Source organism: Lutibacter sp. (genome assembly GCF_041562875.1).
Taxonomy (GTDB): domain Bacteria; phylum Bacteroidota; class Bacteroidia; order Flavobacteriales; family Flavobacteriaceae; genus Lutibacter.
On record NZ_JBFFOE010000020.1, the window covers coordinates 12,606 to 39,515 of the forward strand.

Annotated in this window: 24 protein-coding genes, 1 tRNA gene and 1 pseudogene; 15 read left to right on the forward strand and 11 right to left on the reverse strand. The window is 29.8% G+C overall.

The genetic code is table 11. From position 1 onward, the window contains the following. Nucleotides 1-12 precede the first annotated feature (12 nt). The 5 genes from gldM to topA form a co-directional block, all read right to left on the reverse strand. On the reverse strand, nucleotides 13-1,545 hold the full coding sequence (gene gldM, locus ABY863_RS04655; RefSeq protein ID WP_372793102.1) for a gliding motility protein GldM: 1,533 nt from the start codon (nucleotides 1,543-1,545) through the stop codon (nucleotides 13-15). A 45-nt stretch (nucleotides 1,546-1,590) separates the two neighbouring features. After that, a complete protein-coding gene (gene gldL, locus ABY863_RS04660) occupies nucleotides 1,591-2,238 on the reverse strand; it encodes a gliding motility protein GldL (RefSeq protein ID WP_372793103.1) in 648 nt (215 codons plus the stop codon). A gap of 35 nt (nucleotides 2,239-2,273) precedes the next feature. Beyond that, nucleotides 2,274-3,632 carry a gliding motility lipoprotein GldK gene (gldK, locus tag ABY863_RS04665; protein WP_372793124.1) on the reverse strand — a complete coding sequence of 453 codons (1,359 nt, stop codon included), beginning with the start codon at nucleotides 3,630-3,632 and terminating at the stop codon, nucleotides 2,274-2,276. A gap of 116 nt (nucleotides 3,633-3,748) precedes the next feature. Next, nucleotides 3,749-4,909: a formimidoylglutamase gene (locus ABY863_RS04670; protein ID WP_372793104.1), complete on the reverse strand. Its 1,161-nt coding sequence runs from the start codon at nucleotides 4,907-4,909 to the stop codon at nucleotides 3,749-3,751. A 51-nt stretch (nucleotides 4,910-4,960) separates the two neighbouring features. After that, nucleotides 4,961-7,468, reverse strand: a complete 2,508-nt coding sequence (gene topA, locus ABY863_RS04675) for a type I DNA topoisomerase (RefSeq protein ID WP_372793105.1) — start codon at nucleotides 7,466-7,468, stop codon at nucleotides 4,961-4,963. Nucleotides 7,469-7,693: 225 nt separating this feature from the next. On the opposite strand from topA, the gene miaB reads away from it, so the two are divergent. From miaB to groL, 7 genes are all read left to right on the forward strand, one after another. Then, entirely contained in the window at nucleotides 7,694-9,127 is a 1,434-nt protein-coding gene (miaB, locus tag ABY863_RS04680; protein WP_372793106.1) for a tRNA (N6-isopentenyl adenosine(37)-C2)-methylthiotransferase MiaB, read from the forward strand. Between the two features lie 4 nt (nucleotides 9,128-9,131). Further along, nucleotides 9,132-10,373 (forward strand): sigma 54-interacting transcriptional regulator, encoded by a 1,242-nt coding sequence (locus ABY863_RS04685; protein ID WP_372793107.1) that lies wholly within the window; start codon nucleotides 9,132-9,134, stop codon nucleotides 10,371-10,373. A 60-nt stretch (nucleotides 10,374-10,433) separates the two neighbouring features. Next, on the forward strand, nucleotides 10,434-10,940 hold the full coding sequence (locus tag ABY863_RS04690) for an LptE family protein (RefSeq protein WP_372793108.1): 507 nt from the start codon (nucleotides 10,434-10,436) through the stop codon (nucleotides 10,938-10,940). 4 nt (nucleotides 10,941-10,944) lie between these two features. Further along, the gene (locus tag ABY863_RS04695; protein ID WP_372793109.1) at nucleotides 10,945-11,742 is read left to right on the forward strand and encodes a hypothetical protein; all 798 of its coding nucleotides are present in this window, start codon (nucleotides 10,945-10,947) and stop codon (nucleotides 11,740-11,742) included. Beyond that, a complete protein-coding gene (gene secG, locus ABY863_RS04700; protein ID WP_372793110.1) occupies nucleotides 11,739-12,083 on the forward strand; it encodes a preprotein translocase subunit SecG in 345 nt (114 codons plus the stop codon). The genes ABY863_RS04695 and secG overlap by 4 nt, the downstream gene beginning before the upstream one ends. Nucleotides 12,084-12,243: 160 nt before the next feature. Beyond that, nucleotides 12,244-12,522, forward strand: a complete 279-nt coding sequence (gene groES / locus ABY863_RS04705) for a co-chaperone GroES (RefSeq protein ID WP_372793111.1) — start codon at nucleotides 12,244-12,246, stop codon at nucleotides 12,520-12,522. A gap of 109 nt (nucleotides 12,523-12,631) precedes the next feature. After that, on the forward strand, nucleotides 12,632-14,263 hold the full coding sequence (gene groL / locus ABY863_RS04710) for a chaperonin GroEL (RefSeq protein WP_372793112.1): 1,632 nt from the start codon (nucleotides 12,632-12,634) through the stop codon (nucleotides 14,261-14,263). Nucleotides 14,264-14,348: 85 nt separating this feature from the next. Here groL and ABY863_RS04715 read toward each other — a convergent pair whose 3' ends face one another. The 3 genes from ABY863_RS04715 to xrtF all read right to left on the reverse strand — a co-directional run bounded on the left by ABY863_RS04715 (nucleotide 14,349) and on the right by xrtF (nucleotide 15,813). After that, complete coding sequence (locus ABY863_RS04715; RefSeq protein WP_372793113.1) at nucleotides 14,349-14,750, reverse strand: heavy metal-binding domain-containing protein; 402 nt, start codon at nucleotides 14,748-14,750, stop codon at nucleotides 14,349-14,351. Nucleotides 14,751-14,824: 74 nt separating this feature from the next. Next, complete coding sequence (locus tag ABY863_RS04720; RefSeq protein ID WP_372793114.1) at nucleotides 14,825-15,280, reverse strand: exosortase F system-associated protein; 456 nt, start codon at nucleotides 15,278-15,280, stop codon at nucleotides 14,825-14,827. Beyond that, entirely contained in the window at nucleotides 15,277-15,813 is a 537-nt protein-coding gene (gene xrtF, locus ABY863_RS04725; RefSeq protein WP_372793115.1) for an exosortase family protein XrtF, read from the reverse strand. The genes ABY863_RS04720 and xrtF overlap by 4 nt, the downstream gene beginning before the upstream one ends. A gap of 40 nt (nucleotides 15,814-15,853) precedes the next feature. Here xrtF and ABY863_RS04730 point away from each other — a divergent pair, with 40 nt between their 5' ends. The 7 genes from ABY863_RS04730 (at nucleotide 15,854) to rodA (ending at nucleotide 23,841) form a co-directional block, all read left to right on the forward strand. After that, nucleotides 15,854-16,306, forward strand: a complete 453-nt coding sequence (locus tag ABY863_RS04730; protein ID WP_372793116.1) for a GAF domain-containing protein — start codon at nucleotides 15,854-15,856, stop codon at nucleotides 16,304-16,306. A 373-nt stretch (nucleotides 16,307-16,679) separates the two neighbouring features. Next, nucleotides 16,680-18,206 (forward strand): bifunctional phosphoribosylaminoimidazolecarboxamide formyltransferase/IMP cyclohydrolase, encoded by a 1,527-nt coding sequence (gene purH, locus ABY863_RS04735; RefSeq protein WP_372793117.1) that lies wholly within the window; start codon nucleotides 16,680-16,682, stop codon nucleotides 18,204-18,206. Between the two features lie 53 nt (nucleotides 18,207-18,259). Then, entirely contained in the window at nucleotides 18,260-19,288 is a 1,029-nt protein-coding gene (locus ABY863_RS04740) for a rod shape-determining protein (protein WP_299527670.1), read from the forward strand. Nucleotides 19,289-19,310: 22 nt separating this feature from the next. Further along, nucleotides 19,311-20,141 carry a rod shape-determining protein MreC gene (gene mreC, locus ABY863_RS04745; RefSeq protein WP_372793118.1) on the forward strand — a complete coding sequence of 277 codons (831 nt, stop codon included), beginning with the start codon at nucleotides 19,311-19,313 and terminating at the stop codon, nucleotides 20,139-20,141. Next, nucleotides 20,134-20,643, forward strand: coding sequence for a rod shape-determining protein MreD (gene mreD, locus ABY863_RS04750; protein ID WP_372793119.1), 510 nt, complete (start codon nucleotides 20,134-20,136; stop codon nucleotides 20,641-20,643). Before mreC ends, mreD begins: the two co-directional genes overlap by 8 nt. Before the next feature lie 77 nt (nucleotides 20,644-20,720). Continuing rightward, the gene (gene mrdA / locus ABY863_RS04755; RefSeq protein ID WP_372793120.1) at nucleotides 20,721-22,574 is read left to right on the forward strand and encodes a penicillin-binding protein 2; all 1,854 of its coding nucleotides are present in this window, start codon (nucleotides 20,721-20,723) and stop codon (nucleotides 22,572-22,574) included. After that, nucleotides 22,564-23,841 carry a rod shape-determining protein RodA gene (gene rodA / locus ABY863_RS04760; protein WP_372793121.1) on the forward strand — a complete coding sequence of 426 codons (1,278 nt, stop codon included), beginning with the start codon at nucleotides 22,564-22,566 and terminating at the stop codon, nucleotides 23,839-23,841. The genes mrdA and rodA overlap by 11 nt, the downstream gene beginning before the upstream one ends. A 79-nt stretch (nucleotides 23,842-23,920) precedes the next feature. On the opposite strand, the gene rpsT is transcribed toward rodA, so the two are convergent. From rpsT to proS, 3 genes are all read right to left on the reverse strand, one after another. Further along, entirely contained in the window at nucleotides 23,921-24,172 is a 252-nt protein-coding gene (gene rpsT / locus ABY863_RS04765; protein ID WP_372793122.1) for a 30S ribosomal protein S20, read from the reverse strand. Between the two features lie 25 nt (nucleotides 24,173-24,197). Then, a tRNA-Glu gene (locus ABY863_RS04770) sits at nucleotides 24,198-24,269 on the reverse strand. Between the two features lie 86 nt (nucleotides 24,270-24,355). Next, complete coding sequence (gene proS, locus ABY863_RS04775; protein WP_372793123.1) at nucleotides 24,356-25,831, reverse strand: proline--tRNA ligase; 1,476 nt, start codon at nucleotides 25,829-25,831, stop codon at nucleotides 24,356-24,358. Between the two features lie 106 nt (nucleotides 25,832-25,937). On the opposite strand from proS, the pseudogene ABY863_RS04780 reads away from it, so the two are divergent. Further along, nucleotides 25,938-26,910: pseudogene (locus ABY863_RS04780) on the forward strand (hypothetical protein); the annotation flags it as partial.

A 26,910-nucleotide genomic window follows, 5' to 3' on the forward strand; every position in this document is an offset into this window, starting at 1 on the left:
TTAAATTATATTTTATTGTATTTCTATACTAACTGCTGAAGCCTCTTTAATTTTATAAGATGTATTACCCACTAACGAAGATTTAATATCAAATATTGTAATTACATCACCTCTTTTAGCTTTTGCAATTGCTTTTTTAGCTTGAGCATCCATTTTACTTCCATTAACAACAACCGCTCCTTGTCCTGGTACTTTAATTGTAAATCCTGAAGTATTCAGTACTAAATCGAAATCAAAATCTGGTAATTCTGCACCTACAGTTGAATTTTCTAAACTAGTTTTAGGCATTTTAACATAACCCATTTGTTTTCTTATACTTCCGCTTGGAGAAGGAATATCCTTTATTCTAAAATTTTGAGAAGTAGCAACTGTTTGTCCATCAGGCATTTTACCTGAAACACTAATTTTAACTTCATTTCCTGTACTAGGTGTCATTATATATTTACCAGAACCTGTTGCTCTTTGAAGTCCAGCTCCATTTGCTGTCACTAAATTATCAGGTATCCCAGGTATTGAAATTGTCATAGGGTTTGGCACTCCCCTATATACAACATTCATTTTATCTGCAGAAATTACTGCACTATTTGGTTTTGGAATAACTGCATATGAACTATTAATTTCAATTTCAACTGGTTTTCCATTTTCTATAAAAACAAACTTTCCTTTAATTTCTCTTTCACCTACTGCACCTGCTGGAAAATTAAGTTCTGCACCACCATCTTTAATAGTTTTAATTTCAATTCCATTCACAACTACTTTTTCGGGTTTTAATGAAGCATCATAACGACCCAATACTATTTTTCCTTTAAAGTTTTCACCTTGAAAAAATGCAGATTTTTCTGGAATTAATATCGTCTTATAATTTGACATTGAGACATCACTTTCTAATTGACCACCTAAAAGGTTTCCAAAAATTTCAGATTGTGTTGTTCTGATATCGGTTTGAATAGAAGTTAAATTGGTAATCGTAGATATTAAAGGAAAACCTTCGTATCTATTATTTAACCAAGGTTGCATAATACCTCCTTCTGTTTCCTGTTCAGATGTATCAAATCTCTTTCTAACATTTGCTAAAATAGAAGTATTATTCCCAACTAGTTTAATTATTTCTTCTCTATAAGAGTTAATATTATTTAAAAATTCCTTACCTCCTTCAGTAAAGGTATCTCCTTTAAAAAAATATTCATCAACAACTCCTGACTGATCCATTGATTCATAATTGTTTACATCTTCAATCTCTTCAAGAAATAAAGCCTTTTCATTTTCTAAAAAAGCATTAAATTTATTGGATAAATCATCTACACTTTTAGCTGTATTATATAAAGATTTATATTTTTCTGGTTGTTCTTGTGCCTTGGTAGCTATATTTGCTAATATTTCACTATTCTTTACAGAGGTAGATGTATTATTATCTACTAGTTTTTCGTTCACAAACCCAAATGCTGAAAGTACCTCCTTAGACATATTCATTGCAAGCATAGCAATAAAGATTAAGTACATTAAGTTAATCATTTTCTGCCTTGCTGATAATTTACCTGAAGCCATTCTAATTAGTTTTTTTGGTTAATAATTTAGTCAATAATTAACTAATTAATTTTTTTTAGACATTGCAGATAACATACCTCCATAAACACCGTTTAATGAAGAAAGATTTGTTGCTAAGGATTCCATTTGTTCTTTTAATTTCTCTGAGTTAATAACAACTTGGTCATTAATTTCAGCTTGTCTACTTGAGCTTTCTAACTGAACTTTATACAAACTATTTAAAGATTCCATTTGAGCTGCTGCCAATGACATTTGTTCACTATATCTATTAGTAGCTGCTATAGAATCTACCGCTGGCGCAATATTATCTGCAGCTCCTTTAAAATTTTGAATACTTTCTCCTAAACTTTGCATTAAACCCGCATCTAATTTAGCTTCTTTAAGCATTGAATCTAACTTTTGGGAAAGTAAACTTTGTGATTCTCTTGCCTCTTTTCTATCTTTATCTCTTTCTTGTCTTCCTCCTAATTCAGGGTAAACTAAACTCCAATCTAAATCATCATCTACAGGTTCAAATGCTGAAATAGCAAAAATTAAAGCTTCTGTTACTAAACCAAGAGCTAACATTACATTCCCTGTTAAAAATCCTATATGGAAATGTGTAAGTTTAAAAAGAGCCCCTATAATAACTACAGATGCTCCTAAACCGTAAGCCATATTAAATAATTTTTTTGTATTCTTTGATTGTGCCATAATTTTAATTTTTAAGTTTGGGTTAAGCTTTGTTTTTAATTTCCTTCAATATTGGTTCCTAAAAAATCTTGTACTGTTCTAAAACCAATATAGCTTCTTGATGAGTCAGCATATTCATAATCTCGTGTACTCACTTCTAAAAAATACGCTACATCTTTCCAAGATCCTCCTCTAATAATTTTTCTGTGATTTTCTGAGATTTCTACATTTGGATTCATTGTTGAACCTATATAATAAGACGCTTCACTATAAGCTGTATTTGTCCATTCAGAAACATTACCTGCCATATTGTAAAGTCCATAATCATTTGGATTATATGATTTAGCTTCCATTGTATACAAAGCTCCGTCAACTGCATAATCACCTCTACTCGGTTTGAAATTTGCTAAGAAGCAACCTCTATCAGTAGTAGTATAAGGCCCACCCCAAGGATATGTTGCATAGTTTAAACCACCTCTAGCTGCATATTCCCACTCAGCCTCTGTTGCTAGTCTAAAATATGGCACTGAACTTTCTTTCTTTTTAGTCTTTAAAAAATCGTTTTTCTTTTTGGTTCTCCAACTACAAAATGCTTTTGCTTGTTTCCAATCTACTCCAACAACTGGATAATCACCGTAAGCTTGGTGGTAAAAATAATCTTGATGCATTGGATCGTTATAAGAGTAATTAAAATCTTTTACCCAAACAGTTGTATCAGGATATACTTCTACTATTTCATCTTTAATAAAGTCTTTTCTATCTCCATTAGCTTTTGCAGCAGCACCTCTATCCAACCATGAGTATTTGAATTTTAATTTTTTGGTATCCAAAATTCTTTTCCCGTCAAAACTATTATCAATTGACACATACATAGTATCCATTACTTCTGAATAATATTCATCTGGAAATTCACTTGTATCCCAAATTAAATCTTGCTCCCAGTTTAATGATCTTCCTTGTAATGGGGAATTTATATCTCCTAAACTCCCATAATTATTCATCATATACTTTTGGTATGGTGACATATTTGTAGTGTCCGGATTTGAAAATTGATAATCTGGTAAAATTATATTGGTTTCATCAGACATTAACTCTGATAATAGAGCTAATTTGGTTCTTATTATTGAATCTCTAACCCAAAATACAAACTCTTTATATTCACTATTTGTAATTTCCGTTTCATCCATATAATAGGGTCTAACTGTAACGGTTCTTGAAGGTGCATTTAGCGCTCCTGCAACATCTTCATCACTTTTCCCCATTGTGAAGGAACCTCCTGGTATTAAAACCATTCCTAATGGTTTTTGTGAATGCCATTTACTTTGTGATTTCACACCAATCAACTCGCCTTGGTCACTAGAACCACAGCTATATACTAATAAAGCTAGTAAAATATACAATGATATTTTCTTCATAATTATTTTCTTCATCTATTTAGGCAAACGTATTACTAATTATTTAAAAAAACAATATTTACTTTAATCTGTTTAAAGATTAAAAAACTAATTTTAATATATGCAAGCATACCTTTTTAAACTAATTTTTTTAAGGTTTTTAACCACCTCTCAGGGATTTCCTGATGGGTTGCACTTATATAATCTTCATAAGTACATGGTATTAACGCATGTCTCTTAAATTTATTATTATCATTTAAATTAATTTCCATCCACCAACGTCCACTCTTATTACTTTTATGAAAGTTAAGTATTTGTTCATCAATTGGCACAATATATTTTTGGTAATTATCTTTTAAACCAAAAGGATAATCTTTTGCTCTATAATTAAAACCTTCTATAAAATACCATATCATTTGTGAAATTAGTTGAGCAGTTTGAGTTTTGTTATCAAATTTTTCATTGTATTCATAAATACCAAATGAAGTTACTTTATCACTAATGCCTGCATAACGTGAAATTGCACAAATATCTGCTCCTGAAAACCCGTTAGGCGTTGCATTCTTATTTGCAGGTGCATCTGCATTTTTAATTGCAGATAAATCTATACTCACAATATCTGCATCTCTCATTAAAGGCTCAACAAGTTGAATGGAGTTTGCAATTTCTCCCAATCTATAGGTATCAAAAAACAAACTATCCAATAAATCTATTTCTTCTTGAGAATTGTAATAAGTTTGGTAACCTATATTACTATAATTGAATAAGTTATTTGGCTGATTCATCACAATTTTACTCAAATATGACTGCGAAGTTAATTCATCTTCAATAGAACCTAAATCAAATTTATTATCTACAGCTACTATGTTAACTGTTTGTTCAAGTGTATCATATGCTCTATAATTTGCATAGGTTAAATCCTGACTTCCACCAATTACGATAGGAATAATTTTATTTTTAATTAAATAGGATAATAAGTTACCTAAAGCAAAATAAGTATCGTCAATTGTATTTCCTTGTTGAATATTCCCTAAATCAACAACACTAACTGGCCAATTACCTGGGTAAAGTTTGTATAATTCTTTTCTAATTTCATTTAAATTAGAGCCAGTTCCATAATTACCTACAGAAGCTCTTCCTTCTTGTACTCCTACAATTGCTATTTTCTTATTTGTTAAATCTGGAAAACCATTTTGCGCAGTATAAATTTCGATACATTGACCAAAAGCTTGACTGGATTGCATTTTGGCATGAATCAATAATGTTTCATCAACAGGATTAAGATATTCGAAATTCATTGATTAGGGGTTGTTATCTTTTTCTAATTTGGAGCAAGTTAATCAAAAAAATTATTTTTTCGTAATTTTGCCCTTTGCTATTTTCTTAGTTACTTTCTTAGTTACTTTCTTTTTTGGGGTTTTTTTCTCAATTATATCTTTAACTTCTTCAAGGGTTAGTTTAGTTGCATCAACCGTTTTTGGTAATTCAATTTTTAATTTTCCTTTTAAAATATTTGATCTTCCCCAACGTGCTTTTTCAACTCTAATGCCTTCTTCTTCCCAATTATGCAAAACTTTTTCAATATCTTTTCTTTTTTTATCTTCAATTAATTCAACAATATTTTCTTTGGTTAAATTATCAAAATCGTATTTTTTACTCACATTTATGAAAATACCATTCCATTTTAAAAATGGACCAAAGCGTCCAACTCCTTTTTGAACTGGTAAATTATCATATTCTGCAATTGGCGCATCAGCTTCTTGCTTTTCTTGAATTAACTCTATAGCTCTATTGAGATCAATTGACATTGGATTTTCATCTTTTGGAATTGAAATAAACATAGTATCATACTTTATATAGGGACCAAAACGACCATTAGCTACAATAATTTCAATATCTTCATATCCTCCAATGGTTTTAGGAAGTTTAAATAAGTCCATTGCTTCTTTATAGGTAATAGATGTAAGTGTTTGATCTCCTTGTAAACTGGCAAACTTTGGTTTTTCTTCATCGGTTGCTTCTCCAATTTGAACCATCGCTCCAAATCTTCCTAAACGTGCATATACATTTTTACCACTTTCTGGATCTACCCCTAATAAACGTTCTCCTTTTGCACGGTCAGCATTTGCTGCAACATCTTCAACTATAGGATGAAATTTATTGTAGAAGTCTTTAATCATTGAAATCCAATCCTCCTTTCCTTCAGCAATATCATCAAATTCAGATTCTACTTTGGCTGTAAACCCAAAATCTAAAATATTAGAAAAATTTTCTACTAAAAAGTCAGTTACAATATTTCCTATATCTGTAGGAATTAATTTTCCTTTATCTGAACCTACCTTTTCTGTTAAAGTTGCTAAAGTTACTTTTTGATTTTCTAATTTTAACTGTGTATAATTTCTATCTGTTCCTTCAATAGTTCCTTTTTCAACATATTGTCTTCGTTGAATTGTTGAAATTGTAGGTGCATATGTTGATGGACGACCAATCCCTAATTCTTCAAGGTTTTTCACCAAAGAAGCTTCCGTATATCTGTATGGCGCTTTCGTATAACGTTCGGTTGCTGTAATATATTCATTCACTAAAGTTTCTCCATTCGTCATATTAGGTAACATTCCTTCTTGCTCATCATCTTCATTATCAGTTCCTTCTAAATATACTTTTAAAAACCCTTCAAACTTTATCATTTCCCCATTTGCAGTAAGAACTTTAGAATTTTTGGTGTTTGATATTTTAACATTTGTACGTTCTAATTCAGCATCACTCATTTGAGAAGCAATGGTTCTTTTCCAAATTAAGCTATACAATCTGTCTTGATCAAAATCAATAGAAACAGTTTGTTGACTCATATTAGTTGGTCTAATTGCTTCGTGAGCTTCCTGTGCGCCTTTAGTTTTGTTACTAAAATTTCGGGGTTTACTAAATTCCTTGCCGTATGATGTTATAATTTCTTCTTGGGCTTCACTTTTAGCATCTTCAGATAAATTTACACTATCTGTTCTCATATAGGTAATTAAACCTGCTTCATACAAACGTTGTGCAATCATCATTGTTTTAGCCACTGGAAAACCTAATTTTCTTGAAGCTTCTTGTTGTAATGTTGAAGTTGTGAATGGTGCTGCTGGTGATTTTTTAGCTGGTTTTTTCTGAAGATCTTCAACTTTAAAATCAGCCCCAATACATGAGTTCAAAAACGATTCTGCTTTTGCTTTGGTTTCGAAATTTTTAGGTAAAGTAGCTTTAAATTTCTTTCCTTCTTCGGTTAAAAATTCAGCGACTACTTTATAAGATGCTTGAGATTTAAACTCAATTATTTCTCGTTCTCTTTCAACAATTAATCGAACTGCAACTGATTGAACTCTCCCTGCTGATAAACCTCCTTTAATTTTACGCCAAAGTACAGGTGACAATTCATACCCTACTAACCTATCTAAAACTCTACGAGCTTGTTGTGCATTTACTAAATTATAATCTATACTTCTAGGATTTTCAACAGCTTTTAAAATAGCTTTCTTTGTTATTTCGTGAAAAACTATTCGTTTTGTATTGGCTTCTTTTAGGTTTAATTGCTCAAATAAATGCCATGCAATAGCTTCTCCTTCACGATCCTCATCCGATGCCAACCAAACTGTATCAGCTTTTTTAGCTAAATCTTTTAATTTTTTAACCAGCGCTTTTTTATCACTTGGTACAATATATTCTGGCATAAAATCACCCTCAACATTTATCCCTATTTCTTTTGAAGGTAAATCTGCAATATGTCCAAAACTTGATTCCACTTGAAAATCTTTACCTAAAAAATTCTCTATTGTTTTTGCTTTTGCAGGTGACTCAACTATTACTAAATTCTTCGCCATATATCTTTTGTTATAATTTTTAAACTCTCAATAAAAACATTCTCATACTCAAAATAATTTTAATTCAAATTGAGATTTTCGATTGCAAAAGTATATAGATTTTTTTAAATGGAACTTTTTATCTTCAAAAACCCCTTATTTTAACAAATACTTTACCTGTTAAAATTCTGCCAATATGGCGCATTTCAAAAAAATGAATTATATTTGCCGTTGAATAAAAGATATATGAGTCAAGAAAAAGTAATCGTAGAAAAAAACCAAGGTCAAGCACTTTTGACCAATCAAATAGAAGGTAACAGTAAAAAGCTATATATTGAAAGTTATGGTTGTGCTATGAATTTAAATGATAGTGAAATTGTAGCAGCAATACTATCTGAACAAGGATATAACACCACTCATTTAATTGAAGAAGCTGATTTAGTTTTAGTAAATACCTGCTCAATTAGAGAAAAAGCTGAACAAACGGTTCGTAAACGTTTAGAAAAATACAACGCTATAAAAAAGATAAATCCTAAAATGAAAGTTGGTGTTTTAGGTTGTATGGCTGAACGATTAAAAGAAAAGTTTTTAGAAGAAGAAAAAATAGTTGATTTAGTTGTTGGGCCAGATGCTTACAGGGATTTACCTAATTTATTACAAGAAATAAATGAAGGGCGTGATGCTGTAAATGTACTATTATCTAAAGAAGAAACCTATGGAGATGTCTCTCCCGTTAGATTAAATAGCAATGGTGTTTCAGCATTTGTATCTATTACCAGAGGTTGTGATAATATGTGTACTTTTTGTGTAGTTCCATTTACAAGAGGACGAGAACGCAGCCGAGAACCTAAAAGTATTTTAGAAGAAATTAATCAACTTAGCGAGCAAAATTATAAAGAAATTACACTTTTAGGTCAAAATGTAGATAGTTACCTTTGGTATGGTGGTGGTTTAAAAAAAGATTTTAAAAATGCTTCTGAAATTGCACAAACAACTGCAATTAGCTTTGCTAATTTACTTGATATGGTGGCTATTGCATTTCCAAAAATAAGAATTCGATTTTCCACATCAAATCCTCAGGATATGAATTTAGACGTAATTTATACCATGGCAAAACATGAGAATATTTGTAATTACGTTCATTTACCTGTTCAATCTGGAAGTACTTCTGTATTAAAAAGAATGAATAGACAACATACGCGTGAAGAGTATATGGAATTAATTGATAACATTAAAAAAATAATTCCTGATTGCGCGTTATCACAAGATATGATGACAGGTTTTTGTGGGGAAACTGAAGAAGAACATCAAGAAACATTAAGTTTATTAGAATATGTAAAATACGACTTCGGTTTTATGTTTGCGTACTCTGAACGACCTGGAACTCCTGCAGCTAAAAAAATGGAAGATGATATTCCACTTGAAGTCAAAAAAAGACGTTTAGCTGAAATAATTTTAGTGCAACAAAAACACAGTTTATTCCATTTAGAACAATTTGTTGGAAAAACTGTTGAAATTTTAATTGAAGGTTCTTCAAAAAAATCTGACGCACATTGGAAAGGTAGAAATTCACAAAATGCGGTTGCTGTTTTCCCTAAAGGAGATGAAAAAATCGGTGATTTTGTGAACGTATATATTGAAGATTGTACTTCAGCAACGCTTCTAGGAAAAAGAATTTAAAACTATGGACTCATTACAAGCAATAAAACAACGTTTTGAAATTATTGGAAACGATATTCATTTAAACCGAGCTTTAGAAAAAGCAATTAGAGTTGCTCCAACAGATATTTCTGTATTAGTTACAGGTGAAAGTGGTGTTGGTAAGGAGAGTATCCCAAAGATAATTCATAATTTATCACATCGAAAACACGCCAAATATATTGCTGTAAACTGTGGTGCAATTCCTGAAGGAACTATTGACAGTGAACTATTCGGACACGAAAAGGGTTCGTTTACAGGTGCAACTGCCGCACGTAAAGGCTATTTTGAAGTAGCTGATGGTGGCACAATTTTTTTAGATGAAGTTGGTGAATTACCGCTAACAACTCAAGTTAGATTGTTGCGTGTATTAGAAAATGGTGAATTTATTAAAGTTGGCTCTTCACAAGTAGAAAAAACAAATGTTCGTATTGTTGCTGCAACTAACCTAAATATGCATCAAGCAATTGGAAAAGGAAAATTTAGAGAAGATTTATACTATCGTTTAAGCACTATTGAAATACACTTACCTCCATTAAGAGATCGTGTTGGTGATATACATTTGTTATTTAGAAAATTTGCAGCAGATTTCGCTCAAAAATATAAAATGCCAACGGTTAGGCTTTCTAATAATGCTATAAAAATGCTCGAAAATTATGGTTTCCCTGGGAATATTAGACAGTTGCGTAACATTGCTGAGCAAATTTCAGTAGTTGAAGAAAATAGAGAAATTTCTTCCGAAAAACTGCTACAATATTTACCAAGTAAAGGAACTAATCTACCTTCAGTTATAGATCAAAAAAATTCAAGTAGTAATTTTGCAAACGAACGAGATATCATGTATAAAGTATTGTTTGATATGCGAAATGATATTAACGATTTAAAAAAGTTAACACTTGATTTAATGAAAAGTGGAGACAATCATAAAGTTCAAGAAGAAAATAAAAGCCTAATTAAAAAAATATATAAAGAAGATTCTTCAGAATTAGATAATAATAATAATAATCAAGTTGAAGTTGTTCGTATTAATGAAAAATTTAATTTTGATGACGATTATGAATTCGCTGAAACAGTTGATGATGATGAAAGTTTATCTATTCAAAGTAAAGAAATTGAATTAATAAAAAAATCGTTAGAAAAAAACCAAGGCAAACGAAAACTGGCAGCAAAAGAATTAGGCATTTCCGAAAGAACTTTATATCGCAAAATAAAACAATACGATTTATAGTTTAAATAATTAACTTTGAATTTAATTCTTAGTTATACTAAACAGGTTTAAAATAATTTAATGAAAAAACTTAATTACACCATTTTATTTTTATTAGTTTTTGCAACTCAAAGTTGTGGGATATATTCATTCACAGGAACTAATTTACATCCCGATGTAAAAACAGTACAAATAGATTATTTCCCTAACAATGCTGTTTTAGTTGAACCTTCTTTAAGTCAAGAATTTACAATTAAATTTCAAGATTTATTTACAACACAAACCAATTTAACTTTAGTGAAATCAGGCGGAGATTTACAATTTGAAGGAGAAATAACTGGATATAAAATTAATCCAATGACCGCAACAGCACAACAAACTGCTGCACAAAACCGACTTACTATTACAGTGAATGTTCGCTTTTTTAACAATAAGTTAGAAGAAGATAATTTTGAGAAAACTTTTTCTCATTATTATGATTATGATGCCAATGCACAATTAACAGGTGGAACATTAGATGATGCTTTTAATGAAATTTTAGAACGCATAACCCAAGATATTTTTAATGCTTCAGTAGCAAAGTGGTAATTTTATGAATAGCTCACAATACATAAACATTTTACAAAATCCTGAAACTATAAATTCTTTAAAAACTCAGCAATTAGAAGAAATTGTTAGTGAATTTCCTTATTTTCAGTCTGCTAGAGCATTATTATTAAAAGGACTCAACAAAACTAATAGTTATAAATACAACCCAACATTAAAAAAAACTGCTGCTTATACTATAGATAGAAGAGTACTTTTTAATTTTATTACATCTCCTATATTTATTAATAAAACAATTACAAAAGTTGAACCAATAGAAGATCTTGAAATTATTGATGCTGAAACTATTAAAGTATTACATAAAAAAATAACCGATACTGTAGCTGCTGAAGTTGAAAAAATTGAACCTCTATTAATTATAGAAGAGAAAATTGAAAACGTCACACAAAAAGCAACTGAGATTTTACAAATTGGCAAACCAATTCCATTTAATAGTGCTGAACCGCACTCATTTAATGAATGGATGCAATTAATTAGCCAAAAACCAATTGTTAGAGACCAAAAAAAGAATGATAAATTTAGCGCTATAGATAAATTTATTGAGTCAAATCCGAAAATAAAACCTGTTGATAAAAATGCTATAAATTTTGACATATCTATTGAAAGTTCTAAAGAAAATGATAGTTTAATGACTGAAACGTTAGCTAAAGTATACTTAGAACAAAAGAAGTATGAAAATGCAATTAAAGCATATCACATTTTATGTTTGAAATATCCAGAAAAAAGTAGTTTCTTTGCAGACCGAATTAAAGCAATAAAAATTTTACAAAGAAACAAGTCATGACGTATACATTATTTTTAATTCTAATTATGATCGTAGCATTTTTGCTAATTCTAATTATTATGGTACAAAATCCTAAAGGTGGAGGATTATCTTCTTCTTTTGGTGGAGGTGGAACACAATCATTAGGTGGAGTTCAAAATACTACTAATTTTTTAGACAAAAGTACTTGGACGTTATCAATAGTATTACTTGTGCTCATTTTATTATCAAATTTTGTAGCGCCAAAAGTAAATGCAATTGATACAAGTTCAGAAATTGAAAACACTATTGAAAATCGCGAAGTTCAAGATGCCCCAGCACTACCTGCTGCAACTACAACTTTAAAAGATTCAGCTCAATAATATTCAAAAATATAGAATGTTTAAATGCCAATGTGGATGACACGTTGGCATTTTTGTTTCCAATAAGTTTAGTTAAAAAGTACATTTGTCAGTTTTAAAGAACTGGCATACTTTTAGACAGTTTAATTCACAGAATTAATAAATTTTAAACTAATTACAAATGAGCAAAAATACTATTAAACCATTAGCTGACAGAGTTTTAGTAAAACCTCTTGAAGCTGAAACAACAACTGCTTCAGGACTTATTATTCCAGATTCAGCGAAAGAAAAACAACAAGAAGGAACTGTAATAGCTGTAGGTAAAGGTACTAAAGATGAACCAATGACTGTAAAAGTTGGTGATACTGTTCTATTTGGTAAATATGCAGGATCTGAACTGGTTTTAGAAGGTACTGAATATTTAATCATGAGAGAATCTGATATTTTAGCAATTGTTTAAAAAAAAAGCTTTAAGCGTATACCGTTTAAAACAAAAAAATTAAAATTAATTTATTTAAGTTTTTAGAATAATCATAAACTAAAAACTTAAAACTTAAAACTTAAATAAGATGGCAAAAAATATAATTTTTGATATTGAAGCTCGTGACGGTTTAAAGCGTGGTGTTGATGCTTTAGCAAATGCAGTTAAAGTAACATTAGGACCAAAAGGAAGAAATGTTGTTATAGGAAAATCTTTTGGTGGACCTGTAATTACTAAGGATGGTGTAACTGTTGCAAAAGAAATTGAACTAGAAGATCCTTTAGAAAATATGGGTGCTCAAATGGTGAAAGAAGTTGCTTCAAGAACTAATGATTTAGCAGGTGATGGAACTACAACTGCAACTGTTTTAGCACAAGCAATTGTAAAAGAAGGTTTAAAGAATGTTGCCGCTGGTGCAAATCCTTTAGATTTAAAACGTGGTATTGACAAAGCTGTTGAAGCTATTGTGAAAAATTTAAGAGAGCAATCTCAAGAAGTTGGTAACAAATCTGATAAAATAAAACAAGTAGCTTCAATTTCATCGAATAACGATGAAACTATTGGTGATTTAATTGCACAAGCTTTTGAAAAAGTTGGTAAAGAAGGTGTTATTACTGTTGAAGAAGCGAAAGGAACATCTACTTATGTAGATATTGTTGAAGGAATGCAATTTGACAGAGGTTATCTATCTCCATATTTCGTTACCAATGCTGACAAAATGTTAACCGATTTAGAAAATCCTTATATTTTGTTATTCGACAAGAAAATTACAAATCTTAAAGATTTATTACCAATTCTAGAACCTGTTGCCCAAAGTGGAAGACCATTATTAATAATTGCTGAAGATGTTGAAGGTGAAGCTTTAGCTACTTTAGTAATGAACAAATTACGTGGTGCGCTAAAAATTGCAGCTGTTAAAGCTCCAGGTTTTGGTGACAGAAGAAAAGCAATGTTAGAAGATGTTGCAATCTTAACAGGTGGTACTGTAATTGCTGAAGAAAGAGGTTTAACTTTAGAAAAAGCAACACTTGAAATGTTAGGTACTGCTGAAAGAGTTACTATAGATAAAGACAATACTACAATTGTTAATGGTGCTGGAAATGCTGAAGATATAAAAGGTAGAGTTGCACAAATTAAAGCTCAAATTGAAACTACAACTTCAGATTATGATAAAGAAAAATTACAAGAACGTTTAGCTAAATTAGCTGGTGGTGTTGCTGTATTATATGTTGGTGCTGCTAGTGAGGTTGAAATGAAAGAGAAAAAGGACAGAGTTGATGATGCTCTTCATGCTACTCGTGCTGCTGTTGAAGAAGGTATTGTTGCTGGTGGTGGTGTTGCTTTAGTAAGAACTATAGAAGTTTTAAAAACTCTTACTACCGATAATTTAGACGAACTAACAGGTGTTAAAATTTTAGCAAGAGCAATTGAAGAACCATTACGTCAAATTGTTGAAAATGCAGGCGGTGAAGGTTCAGTTGTAGTTGCTAAAGTTATGGAAGGGAAAGGTGATTTTGGTTACAATGCCAAAACTGGAGAATATACTAAAATGCTAAAAGCAGGTATTATTGACCCTACTAAAGTAACAAGAATTGCGTTGGAAAATGCTGCTTCTGTTGCAGGTATGATTTTAACAACTGCTTGTTCATTGGTTGATATAAAAGAAACTGCACCCGCAGGAGGAATGCCAATGGGTGGTGGAATGCCAGGAATGATGTAAAAATTTATTCAATAAACATAAAAAAATCCGATGTTTTTGCATCGGATTTTTTTATGTTTATTGAATTATTTAAAATAAATTCAGTTTAAGATTTACGCTCACACTTTCCAGGTTCACACATTTTACATTCTTTTGTCATTGAAGCCATTTCAGATTGGCATTCACATACATCACCTTCACAAGTACATTCACCAGCTTCTTTACATTTACAATTATCTGCATGTTTCATTTCTTTTTTCTCTGCAGAATTTACTTTTAAATCCATTTTACAAACTGGGCAAGAACCAACTTCTTCATATGTTTTTCCATGTTCGCAATCCATTGGGCATTGATATACATCTGATGTAGCTTCTGTTTCATGGTCATGTCCCTCATGACTTTCAATCTTAACATCTTCTTTTACCTCTTCCTTTTTAGTTTCTTTACACGCCGTAAACAAAACAGCAAATGAGAAAATTGCTGCTAATACAAAAATTCCTTTTTTCATAATTTTAATTTATTAGTTTTATAGTTATAATTTATATAATTGACTAAAATAGTAAAAAATGACAATTTATCATTTTATAATTTCCTTTTTTTAAAATTCCTTTTTTTAATCAATCTTTGATAATAAAAAGCTGGTAATAATAATAGCAGAAATAATGGTTGAATTAAAAACCTTCTCACATAAAAAATAAGCATATATCCTTGCCCCAAATTAAATTTTAACAGTATAAACAATAGTATACTTAATAGTACAAATGCAATTACGTAAAATTGAAGAGAAAACTTTAGAATATTTAAATTCTTAAAATATAAGTAGATAATAGCTAAAGATATCATTGTATTTAAGGCATATCTATAAAATATATTAAGAAAAAAAAGGGGCAAATTAAGTTGAGGAAATGCTGAGTGAAGATAATCACTCTTAAAGTATTCAATCAAAGGATCATAAAAATAAGGTTGCACAAAAGCTCTAACAGCAACTAGTATTAAAAATAACACACCTATTAATAGTATTTGAAGTGGTTTTTTCATTTTTTTAATCCTGAATATTTTTGAACCCAAATAAACCAAAGCAAAAATGTAGTTCCATAAATTATTAAAGGAAATAAAATATCATGCAATACATATTCATATTGAGGATACTTGTACAAAGCAATAGAAATTATCACAATTCTAAAAACATTCGTTGCATACAAAAGTAAACTTCCAAATACTATAAATAAAAATGTTGTTTTAAAATTACTTGAAAATGCTACAATAAAAGAAATAAATAATATAATAATACTAATTGAATTACACCCTTCAATAATACGAGCAATAAACTTATTATCTATAAATAACTTTACAGAAACCTCTTCCGTATGTTGTTCAATTTTAGCATTATAACCAAAAGTATTTAATACAATTTCTGTTTGTTTTGCAACAATTTTGGTAATTGGAGCACAAGAAAACACATCAGAAGTTTTTTGTGTTTTATTTAAATAGAGTGAATAAATTAAAAAAAGCAGCACATACGTCCCAAAAAATTTAATTATAAATAATATTACTGTTTTATTGCTATTCACAAAAAAAGAATTTTAATTTTGCATAAAACTACAACTTTATATGAACATTTCTGAATTAAAAGAATCTATAACAACACTAACTGAAAGCAATAATACAGTTTCAAAAAAACTTCAATTAATTTGTGATTTATTAAAGCAAGAAATTGAATATTATGATTGGGTTGGTTTCTATTTTAAAAATGGTGATAAACAAGAATTAAGGTTAGCAGAATTTGCTGGTGAACCTACCGAACATATTATTATACCTTTTGGAAAAGGAATTTGTGGGCAAGTAGCTTTAAGCAATCAAAATTTTGTAGTTCCTGATGTTGAAGCACAAGATAATTATATTTCATGTGGATTTAAAGTTAAAAGTGAAATCGTAATTCCAATTTTTGTAAATAATGAAAATATTGGTCAAATTGATATTGATTCACACACTGTAAATCCTTTTTCTGAAAATGATGAATTATTACTAGAGTTTGTATGTGAAAAAGTTGCTAAATTATTTTAACTTTATTTAGTAAAAGGTAAAACAATAAAATATCTCATTTTTTAATTTATTATTACTTTAACAAAAAAGTATTGTATATATTTGTTTTTTAAATTTGCTATGAAAAAGTAACCTTCTTTAAATTAAAACTTTTTCTTGCAAATGATAAAATTCCCCTTTAAAAAAACCAATAGCTCCGACTCTTACTTAAAAAAAACATCTTTTTTCTCTAAATTTTTACTAAAAAATCGTCGTAAAAACATCCCAGAAAACTATAATGAAATGGTTGAAAATTTTTATTCAAAAATTAAAGATACAAACCAAAATTAATAGTTGTTTAGCATTGTTAAACTACTGATAATTATTAGCTTTGCCGAAACTAACAGCATAGCAAATGAATTCATCAAAAAAAGCAAAATCAGCACTTATTTCTGTATTTAACAAAGATGGTTTACAACCAATTGTTGAAAAATTAAATAATCTAGGAATCGTTATTTATTCTACAGGTGGCACTGAGAAATTTATTAAAGACCTAGGTATTAATGTAATACCTGTTGAAGATTTAACTTCATATCCTTCAATTTTAGGAGGAAGAGTAAAAACATTACATCCAAAAGTTTTTGGTGGAATTTTAGCAAGACGTGAAAATGAAAATGATATAACTCAACTAAATGAATTTGAAATTCCAGAAATTGATGTTGTAATAGTAGATTTATATCCATTTGAAAAAACTGTTTCCAGTGGTGCTTCAGACGAAGATATTATTGAAAAAATTGATATTGGAGGTATTTCACTAATTAGAGCCGCAGCAAAAAACTTTAAAGATGTTATTTGTGTTTCTTCAATGAATCAATACGATGCTTTTTTACAAATAATGACAGATAACAATGGTAACACAACTATTGAGCAACGCAAAAATTTTGCAGCTAAAGCTTTCGCCGTTTCAAGTCACTATGATACTGCTATATTCAACTATTTAAATAATGAAGAACTTGCTTTTAGAAAAAGCTTTGATACAGTTTCAACTCTTCGTTATGGAGAAAACCCACATCAAAAAGGATACTTTTTTGGAGATTTAGATGCTTTATTTGAAAAACTTCATGGGAAAGAACTTTCATACAATAATTTGTTAGATGTGGATGCTGCTGTAAATTTAATTACTGAATTTAAAAACGACCCTCCAACTTTTGCGATTTTAAAACATAATAATGCTTGTGGATTAGCACAAAGAAAGACTTTAAAACAAGCATATATTGATGCATTAGCTGGCGATCCAACATCGGCTTTTGGAGGTGTTTTAATTTCAAACAAAGAAATTGATGCTGAAACAGCTTCGGAAATCCATAACCTGTTTTGTGAAGTTGTTATTGCACCTAGCTATCATAAAGAAGCTTTAGAAATATTAAAAGGTAAAAAGAATCGAATTATTCTAATTCAAAAAAATATTGAATTACCACAAACTCAATATAGAACTGCATTAAACGGTGTACTGTTTCAAGAAAAAGACAATAAAACTGATAATTCAGCCGTTATTAATACTTCAACTTTAGTAGCGCCGTCTGATAGAGAATTGGAAGATTTATTTTTTGCATCTAAAATTTGTAAACATACCAAATCAAACACCATTGTTTTGGTAAAAAACAAACAACTTTGTGCAAGTGGAACAGGTCAAACAAGCCGTGTAGATGCCTTAAATCAATCTATTACTAAAGCTAAACATTTTAATTTTGATTTAAATGGAGCTGTTATGGCAAGTGATGCATTTTTCCCTTTTCCTGATTGTGTTGAAATAGCACATAATGAAGGGATTAAAGCTGTAATTCAACCGGGAGGTTCCATTAAAGATCAATTATCTATTGATTATTGTAACAGCCATAAAATGTCAATGATATTTACGGGGACACGTCATTTTAAACACTAATTTTAGTAACTTTGTGCAATTCTGATTTTAAAATAAAAAATAATTAATATAGTATGGGTTTTTTCGACTTTATGACTGAGGACATTGCCATTGATTTAGGTACTGCAAATACACTAATAATTCATGATGGCAAAGTTGTTGTTGATGCTCCTTCAATTGTAGCAAGAGATAGAAATACAGGGAAAATAATTGCAATTGGCAAACAAGCTAGTTTAATGCAAGGAAAAACTCATGAAAATATTAAAACAATTCGCCCTTTAAAAGATGGTGTTATTGCTGATTTTGAAGCTTCAGAACAGATGATAAAAGAGTTTATCAAAAATATTCCAAACATAAAAAAAAGGTTTTTTTCACCTTCATTACGAATGGTAATTTGTATTCCTTCTGGGATTACTGAAGTTGAAAAGCGTGCTGTAATTGATTCAGCTGAGCATATGAACGCCAAAGAAATTTATTTAATTCATGAACCAATGGCAGCAGCTATAGGGATTGGAATTGATATTATGCAACCTAAAGGAAATATGATTATTGATATAGGAGGTGGTACAACTGAAATTGCTGTTATTGCTTTAGGAGGTATTGTTTGTGACAAATCTATTAAAGTTGCTGGTGATGTTTTCACTTCTGATATTGCTTATTATATGAGAACTCAGCACAACTTATATGTTGGAGAACGCACTTCTGAAAGAATTAAAATTCAAGTTGGTGCAGCTACTGAAGATTTAGAAACTCCACCTGAAGACATGCTTGTTCAAGGGCGAGATTTATTAAGTGGTAAACCAAAGCAAGTTCAAGTTTCTTTTAGAGAAATTTCAAAAGCACTTGATAAATCTATTTTACGAATTGAAGATGCTGTTATGGAAACTTTATCTAAAACACCACCTGAATTAGCTGCTGATATTTACAATACTGGAATTTATTTAGCTGGTGGTGGATCTATGCTTAGAGGTTTAGATAAAAGACTCTCTAGAAAAACTGATTTACCTGTATATGTTGCAGAAGATCCTTTAAGAGCTGTAGTTAGAGGTACTGGAATTGCACTAAAAGATCTACATAAATATCATAATGTATTAATGAAATAGTTTCACTGTTTTTAGTTAATGTATGCAGCAAATAATTTACTTTTTTAGAAAATTCAGAAACTTTCTGCTGTTTTTACTGTTAGAAATTTTAGCTATTACATTTACCATTCAATACCATTCATATCATACCAGTAAATTTGTAAATTCAGCAAATTTGCTTACTGGAGGTTTCTACACTAAAATAAACTCAATTAATGAATTTTTTCTTTTAAAAACTGAAAACAAACTCTTAATTGAAGAAAATGTACGTTTGAAAAACCTACTAGATAAAAAAGAAATTAATTACTCTCTTGAAAATTATCAAGTAATAGATTCTACCAAGTACTTTCAAAAATATGAGTATTTATCTGCTAAAGTTATCAATAATAATTTCACAAAAAGGAACAATACTTTAACAATCAATAAAGGAACAAACCAAGGATTAACTTCAGATTTAGGAGTTATAAATAGCAATGGAATAATTGGTGTAATTAAAAACGTATCATCAAATTATAGTACCGTACTTTCTATTTTAAACAGTTCTTCAAAAATAAATGTTCGTTTAAAAAATAGTAATCATTTTGGTACATTAACTTGGAATGGAAAAACACACACTACAACTCAACTAATGGACATCCCAAGACAAGCCTTAATAAAGATTGGTGATACTATTATAACAGGAGGGAAATCGGCCATATTTCCTGAAGGCATAAATATTGGTGTTATAAAAGATTTTAATTTTGAAAATAATCAATATCAACAAATAAATGTGTTATTATTTAATGATATGAGTTCAATTGGTTATGTTCAGATAGTGAAAAATCTTCAAAAGAATGAACAAAACCAATTAGAACAAAATACAACTAATGAATAATCTAATACTCTCAAATAGTATTCGCTTTATAGTTTTAGTGCTTTTACAAGTGTTAATTTTTAATCATATAGACTTATTTGGGTATTTGAATCCACTTATATATATTGTTTGGGTGTTTTTATTTCCAATTAAAAAAAATAAAAATTTAATATTATTCACCAGTTTTTTATTGGGACTTTCAATAGATTTTTTTTCAGATTCAGGTGGTATTAATGCTGCTGCAATGGTATTTATTGCATTTATTAGACTCCCTATATTAAAAGCTATTTTGAGAAAGTCAGATTTCGATTATCTCCTTTTTAATTTAAGAACTATTTCATTCGACAAAATATTTTTATATATAGCAACGTTAACAGTAATACATCATTTTATAGTTTTTTCGCTTGAATATTTTAGCCTTAGTGATTTTACAACTATAATTTCCAATACTTTTTTCACAAGTATATTTACTATACTTATAAGTATTTTAGGAATACAACTATTTGTTAAAAAAACTAAATGACACGAACACATGTTACTACCTTTATTAAACTAAAAATAATTGCTTGTAACCTATAAAAAAACAGTAACATAAAACACATGAAAAGAACTGGGTTATTATTTTTTCTAATTATTTCTATAGGAATAATTTTTATAATTCGGCTCTTCTATTTGCAAGTAGTAAGTAATACATATAATAAACCTACAGTAAATAATTCTGCAGTAAAAATAATGTATGACTATCCCGAAAGAGGTTACATATTTGACAGAAATGGTATTTTACTAGTCTCCAATCAATTATCTTATGATATTATGGTAATTCCCCGAGAAGTAAAACCTATGGATACCACTGAATTTTGTTCTTTATTAAGTATTAATAGAGACGATTTTATAAAAAAAATCAATAAAGCAAAACATTATTCCACAAGAATTCCATCTATATTTTTAGCTCAATTATCTAAAAATGATTATGCATATTTACAAGAGAAAATGCATAAGTTTAAAGGATTTTATATTCAAAAACGTTTATTAAGAGACTACCCTATAAATTCCGCACCCAATGTTTTAGGTTATATTAGTGAAGTAAATGAGGGCTTAATTAAGAAAAATCCTGAGTATCAATTAGGTGAGTTAATAGGAACTGCAGGAGTAGAAAAAACTTATGAAGATATTTTAAGAGGTACCAAAGGTGTTAAATATATACAACGAGATCGTTTTAACAAAGAAATTGGCTCTTATAAAAATGGAATTTATGATACATTACCTATTCCTGGGAAAGACATAACATTAACTATTGATTCTCGATTACAACAATATGGTGAAGCTCTAATGGCTAATAAGCGAGGTGGTATTGTTGCTATAGAACCTTCAACTGGAGAAATTTTAGCATTAATTTCTATGCCAACTTATAATCCAAATTTAATGGTAGGAAGGGAGCGCTCTGCAAATTTTACAAAATTATATTTAGATAGTATTAGCCGCCCACTTTTAGACCGTGGGTTGCAAGCCCAGTATCCTCCAGGATCACCTTTCAAAGTAATATCTTCTTTAATAGCTTTACAAGAAAATGTAATAACTCCTGCTACTACTACATTATGTTTTGGTGGCTATAAATATGGTTCAGGGGCAGGTTCGTTTATGAAATGCCATTGTGGAACTAGATATCCAATTGACTTGAATACTGCTATTTACAGATCTTGCAATAGCTACTTCTCAACTGTTTACAGAAGAGTTATAGAAAAATACCCAACTCCTACTGAAGGAATGAATATTTGGAATAAGCATGCTGAGAGTTTTGGATTAGGGAAATATTTAAATAATGATTTATCCGTTGGACAAAAAGGATTTATTCCAAATGGAGATTATTACAATAAAGTGTATCCAAATGGTCGTTGGAGATCTACAGCAACCATCTCAAATGCAATTGGTCAAGGTGAAGTTTTAACTACACCTATTCAATTGGCAAATATGACAGCAACTGTTGCAAACAGAGGATTTTATTTTACACCTCATATTGCAAAAATTATTGAAGGTATTGTATTAGATAAAAAATTTACAATTCCAAACCAAACAACAATTGATAAAAAACATTTTGATCCTGTTATTGAAGGTTTGTTTAATGTTATTGATAATCCTAGAGGTACAGCACATTGGTCTAAAGTACCAGGAATTGAAATTTGTGGAAAAACAGGAACCTCTGAAAATTCACATGGGCAAGATCACTCCATTTTTATAGCTTTTGCACCTAAAGATAATCCTAAAATTGCTATTGCTGTATTTGTTGAAAATGGCTATTGGGGATCACGATGGGCTGGACCAATTGCCACTTTAATGATTGAAAAATATCTAACAGGAAAAATTAGCAGGCCACTGGAGGAAGAAAGAATGTTTAATGGAAGCATACAAGATGAATATGATAAACAATTAATAGAAACTAAAAAAATTGAGAAATAGAAAAACTAATATATTTTTCGGAATTGATTGGATACTTATCCTTTTTTATTTTGTATTAATTTTTATAGGGTGGCTAAATATTTATTCTGCAACCGTTACAGACGAGCCAATTAGTTTAGTTAACTTTTCTACAGAATATGGAAAGCAACTTATTTGGATTGGATTTAGTATTCCTATTATTCTTTTAATTTTAATGTTCGAAGCTAAATTTTATGAAAAATATGCTTCAATTATATATTTAATAAGTTTAATATCCTTAGTAGGTCTTTTTATTTTAGGTAAAAATATTAATGGAGCTACATCTTGGTACGATTTAGGCGGACTTAGTATTCAGCCTTCAGAATTTGCAAAAGCTGCAACTTCATTAGCTATTGCAAAATTAGTTAGCGACAAACAGTTCAACTTAAAAAAATGGAATACTCAAGTACAAGCACTTCTCATTTTATTTTTTCCTGCCATTCTAATTACTTTACAACCAGATCCTGGTTCAGCACTCGTATATTCTGCATTTATTTTTGTATTGTATAGAGAAGGATTACCTGTTTATTATATTACAATTGGTTTTGTTGCTGTATTTCTTTTTATAATTACACTTTATTTTGGGTATTTATATGTACTTATAGGTTCTTTATTAATATTTTTAGTAATTCTCTTATTATTTAATTTTTATAGGAAAAAAGCGTTAAAAAAAGGATGGCTTAAAATTTTAGGTATCTATTTAATTTCTGTAACCTTTATTATTAGTGTAGATATTGTATTTAATAAGGTTTTTGAACAACGCCACAGAGATAGATTTGACATTTTATTAGGTAAGACAACTGATATAAAAAGTATTGGGTACAATACAAACCAATCTGTTACAACTATTGCCTCTGGAGGTTTATCTGGTAAAGGTTTTTTAGATGGTGAGCGTACACAAGGCAATTTTGTACCAGAGCAACAAACTGACTATATATTTACAACTGTTGGTGAAGAATGGGGCTTTATTGGAAGTACATTAATTATCCTCATTTTTATCTTCTTTATATTAAGGATTATTCATATTGCTGAAAGACAAAAATCAAAGTTTAGTAGAGTTTATGGCTACAGTATCGCCGCTATATTTTTCACTCACTTTACCATAAATATAGGTATGGTATTAGGTTTGTTACCTACAATAGGAATACCATTACCTTTTTTTAGTTATGGTGGATCAGCGCTATGGGGTTTTACGGTGCTACTATTCATTTTTATTAGATTAGATGCGAATCGATCTTACGAATGGTAAAGCCCATTTTTTAAATTGATATCAAACAAAAAAAACATCCTAAAATAGGATGTTTTTTTATAATATATGTGTATTAAAATTAAATTGCAGCTACGAACTTTGCTAATTTAGATTTTAAATTACTCGCTTTCTTTTTGTGAATGATATTCTTTTTTGCAAGCCTATCAAGCATTGAAACTACTTTTGGATACAATACCTCAGCATCTTTCTTTTCAGTCGAAGCACGTAAATCTCTTACAGCATTACGAGTAGTTTTATGCTGATACTTATTTCTTAACTGCTTTGCGCGATTTGCTCTAATTCTCTTTAATGCTGACTTATGATTTGCCATTTTTAATTTTTTAATTAATTTCTTGTAGTCCGTAGGGGAATCGAACCCCTGTTACATGGATGAAAACCATGCGTCCTAACCCCTAGACGAACGGACCGCTTTGTTTTTTGCGATGACAGTATTTCGTCATTGCGGATGCAAAAATACAACTATTTTCTTATCTGCAAAACTTTTTTTAAAAAATTAATAAGCTTTTGCAAATAAAACTCTCTGAGATGACTTTTCCCCAGTAAAAACGCACTTTCCTTCTTCAATTTTATTGTTTAAAGGAATACATCTTATGGTTGCTTTAGTTAAATCTTTAATTTTTTCTTCAGTTTCTTTAGTTCCATCCCAATGAGCTGAAATAAATCCTGCCTTATTTTCTAAAACATCTTTAAATTCTTCAAATGTATTTACTTCTGTAATATGAGACTCTCTATAATCTAATGCTTTATTAAATAAATTATTCTGAATTTCTTCTAACGTTTCAACCACATAACTAACTATATTATCTTGAGAAATACTTTTCTTCTCTAACGTATCTCTACGAGCAATCTCAAGCGTACCTTCTTCTAAATCTCTTGGTCCCATTGCAATTCTTAATGGAACTCCTTTTAATTCGTATTCAGCGAACTTCCAACCTGGCTTGTATGTTGTTCTATTGTCGAATTTAACTGAAACTCCTTTTTCACGCAACTCTTTTACAATTTCATTTACTTTTTCAGAAATTGCATCTAATTGCTCATCATTTCTATGAATAGGAATTATCACAACTTGAATTGGTGCTAAATTTGGAGGTAAAACCAAACCCAAATCATCTGAGTGGGTCATAATTAAAGCTCCCATTAATCTAGTTGAAACACCCCAAGATGTTGCCCAAACATATTCACGTTTTCCTTCTTTTGAAGTAAATTGAACATCAAATGCTTTGGCAAAATTTTGACCTAAAAAATGTGAAGTCCCAGCTTGTAATGCTTTTCCATCTTGCATCAATCCTTCAATACAGTAAGTCTCATCAGCTCCTGCAAAGCGTTCACTCTCCGTTTTTAATCCTTTTATAACTGGCATTGCCATATACTTTTCGGCAAATTCAGCATAAATATCTAACATTTGTTCAGCTTCTATTACAGCTTCGTTTTTGGTTGCGTGAGCAGTATGCCCTTCTTGCCATAAAAATTCTGCAGTACGCAAAAACAATCGAGTACGCATTTCCCAACGAACAACATTTGCCCACTGATTTATTAATAAAGGTAAATCTCTGTATGATTCAATCCATCTTCTATAAGTGTCCCAAATAATTGTTTCTGAAGTAGGGCGAACTATTAATTCTTCTTCTAATTTAGCATCTGGATCAACTATTAATCCACTTCCATCTTCCGCATTTTTAAGTCGGTAATGTGTTACTACTGCACATTCTTTTGCAAATCCATCTACGTGAGCTGCTTCTTTACTTAAAAATGATTTAGGTATAAATAAAGGAAAATATGCATTTTCATGACCTGTTTCTTTAAATCTCTTATCTAATTGAGCTTGCATTTTTTCCCAAATTGCATAACCATATGGCTTTATAACCATACAACCTCTTACCCCTGAATTTTCGGCTAAATCTGCCTTTACAACTAGTTCATTATACCATTTTGAATAGCCCTCTTCTCTCTTTGTTAATTTCTTACTCATAATTAAATGTTTGGCATAAATATTGCTCCTTTTTTATAATAAAAAGATTAATTTCGACAAAACTAATTCTTTTTAAATAGTTCAACAATAAAAATTACAACTGATTATGGAAGTTTCAAAAATAATTAACAGAAAAAACTCACAAATTAGTCTTTTAGTAGTGCTGATGGCAAGTTTATATTCTTGTGGGACTTATCAAAGTGCTTACAATAATGATAATGATGGAATTTATTCTTCATCAGCCAATCAAAACCAACAAGAAGTAATTATTGTTGAAAACAACTCTAATTTTGATAAAGATTATTTTTCTCGTCAACTTGAAGATCTTCAAAATTTAAATGAAGATGATACTTTTACTAATATTGATGAATATTATTATGACGATGCTGAAGTTGAAAACGACACTATTTATAATGATTATGATGCTCCTTGGGAGTATACTGATAATGTAGTAATTACCATAAATTCTGGTTATGCAAGTTCCGGTTATTATTGGTATAGTCCTTTTTACTATTCATACAATAATTATTACCCATACTATTCTAATTATTATTCACCTTGGAGATTTAATAATCCATATTATTACTATGGTTATGATACTCCTTTTTACCAATTTAGTTATTATGGAAGTTATTACCCTTATTATGATTATTCTCGTTATGATTATTACAATAACTCTATTCCGTATAATAGATATGACCATTACGGAAAAAGAACAACTTACAATACAAATACAAGACGATCAAATGCTACTACTTCACCAATAATAAATAGAAGAAGTACTACAACAAGACAAACTAGTACAAGAAATGTAAATTCAACTTCAAGAAGAATTGATGAAACTTCTAGGAGTTCAAATACAAGAAATTACAGACAACCTGTAAGGAGTTCCAATATTAGAAGTTCTTCAACAGGAACAAGAACCATTAGAAATATTGTTGATACTCGTTCGCAACCTTCTACAAATAGATATTACAATACTGAAAACAGAAGAACTACTACGAATGAAAGACGCGCACCAATAAATCAAAAAGAAACGAGTAACACAAATTATAGAAGTTCTTCAAATAATAATAATA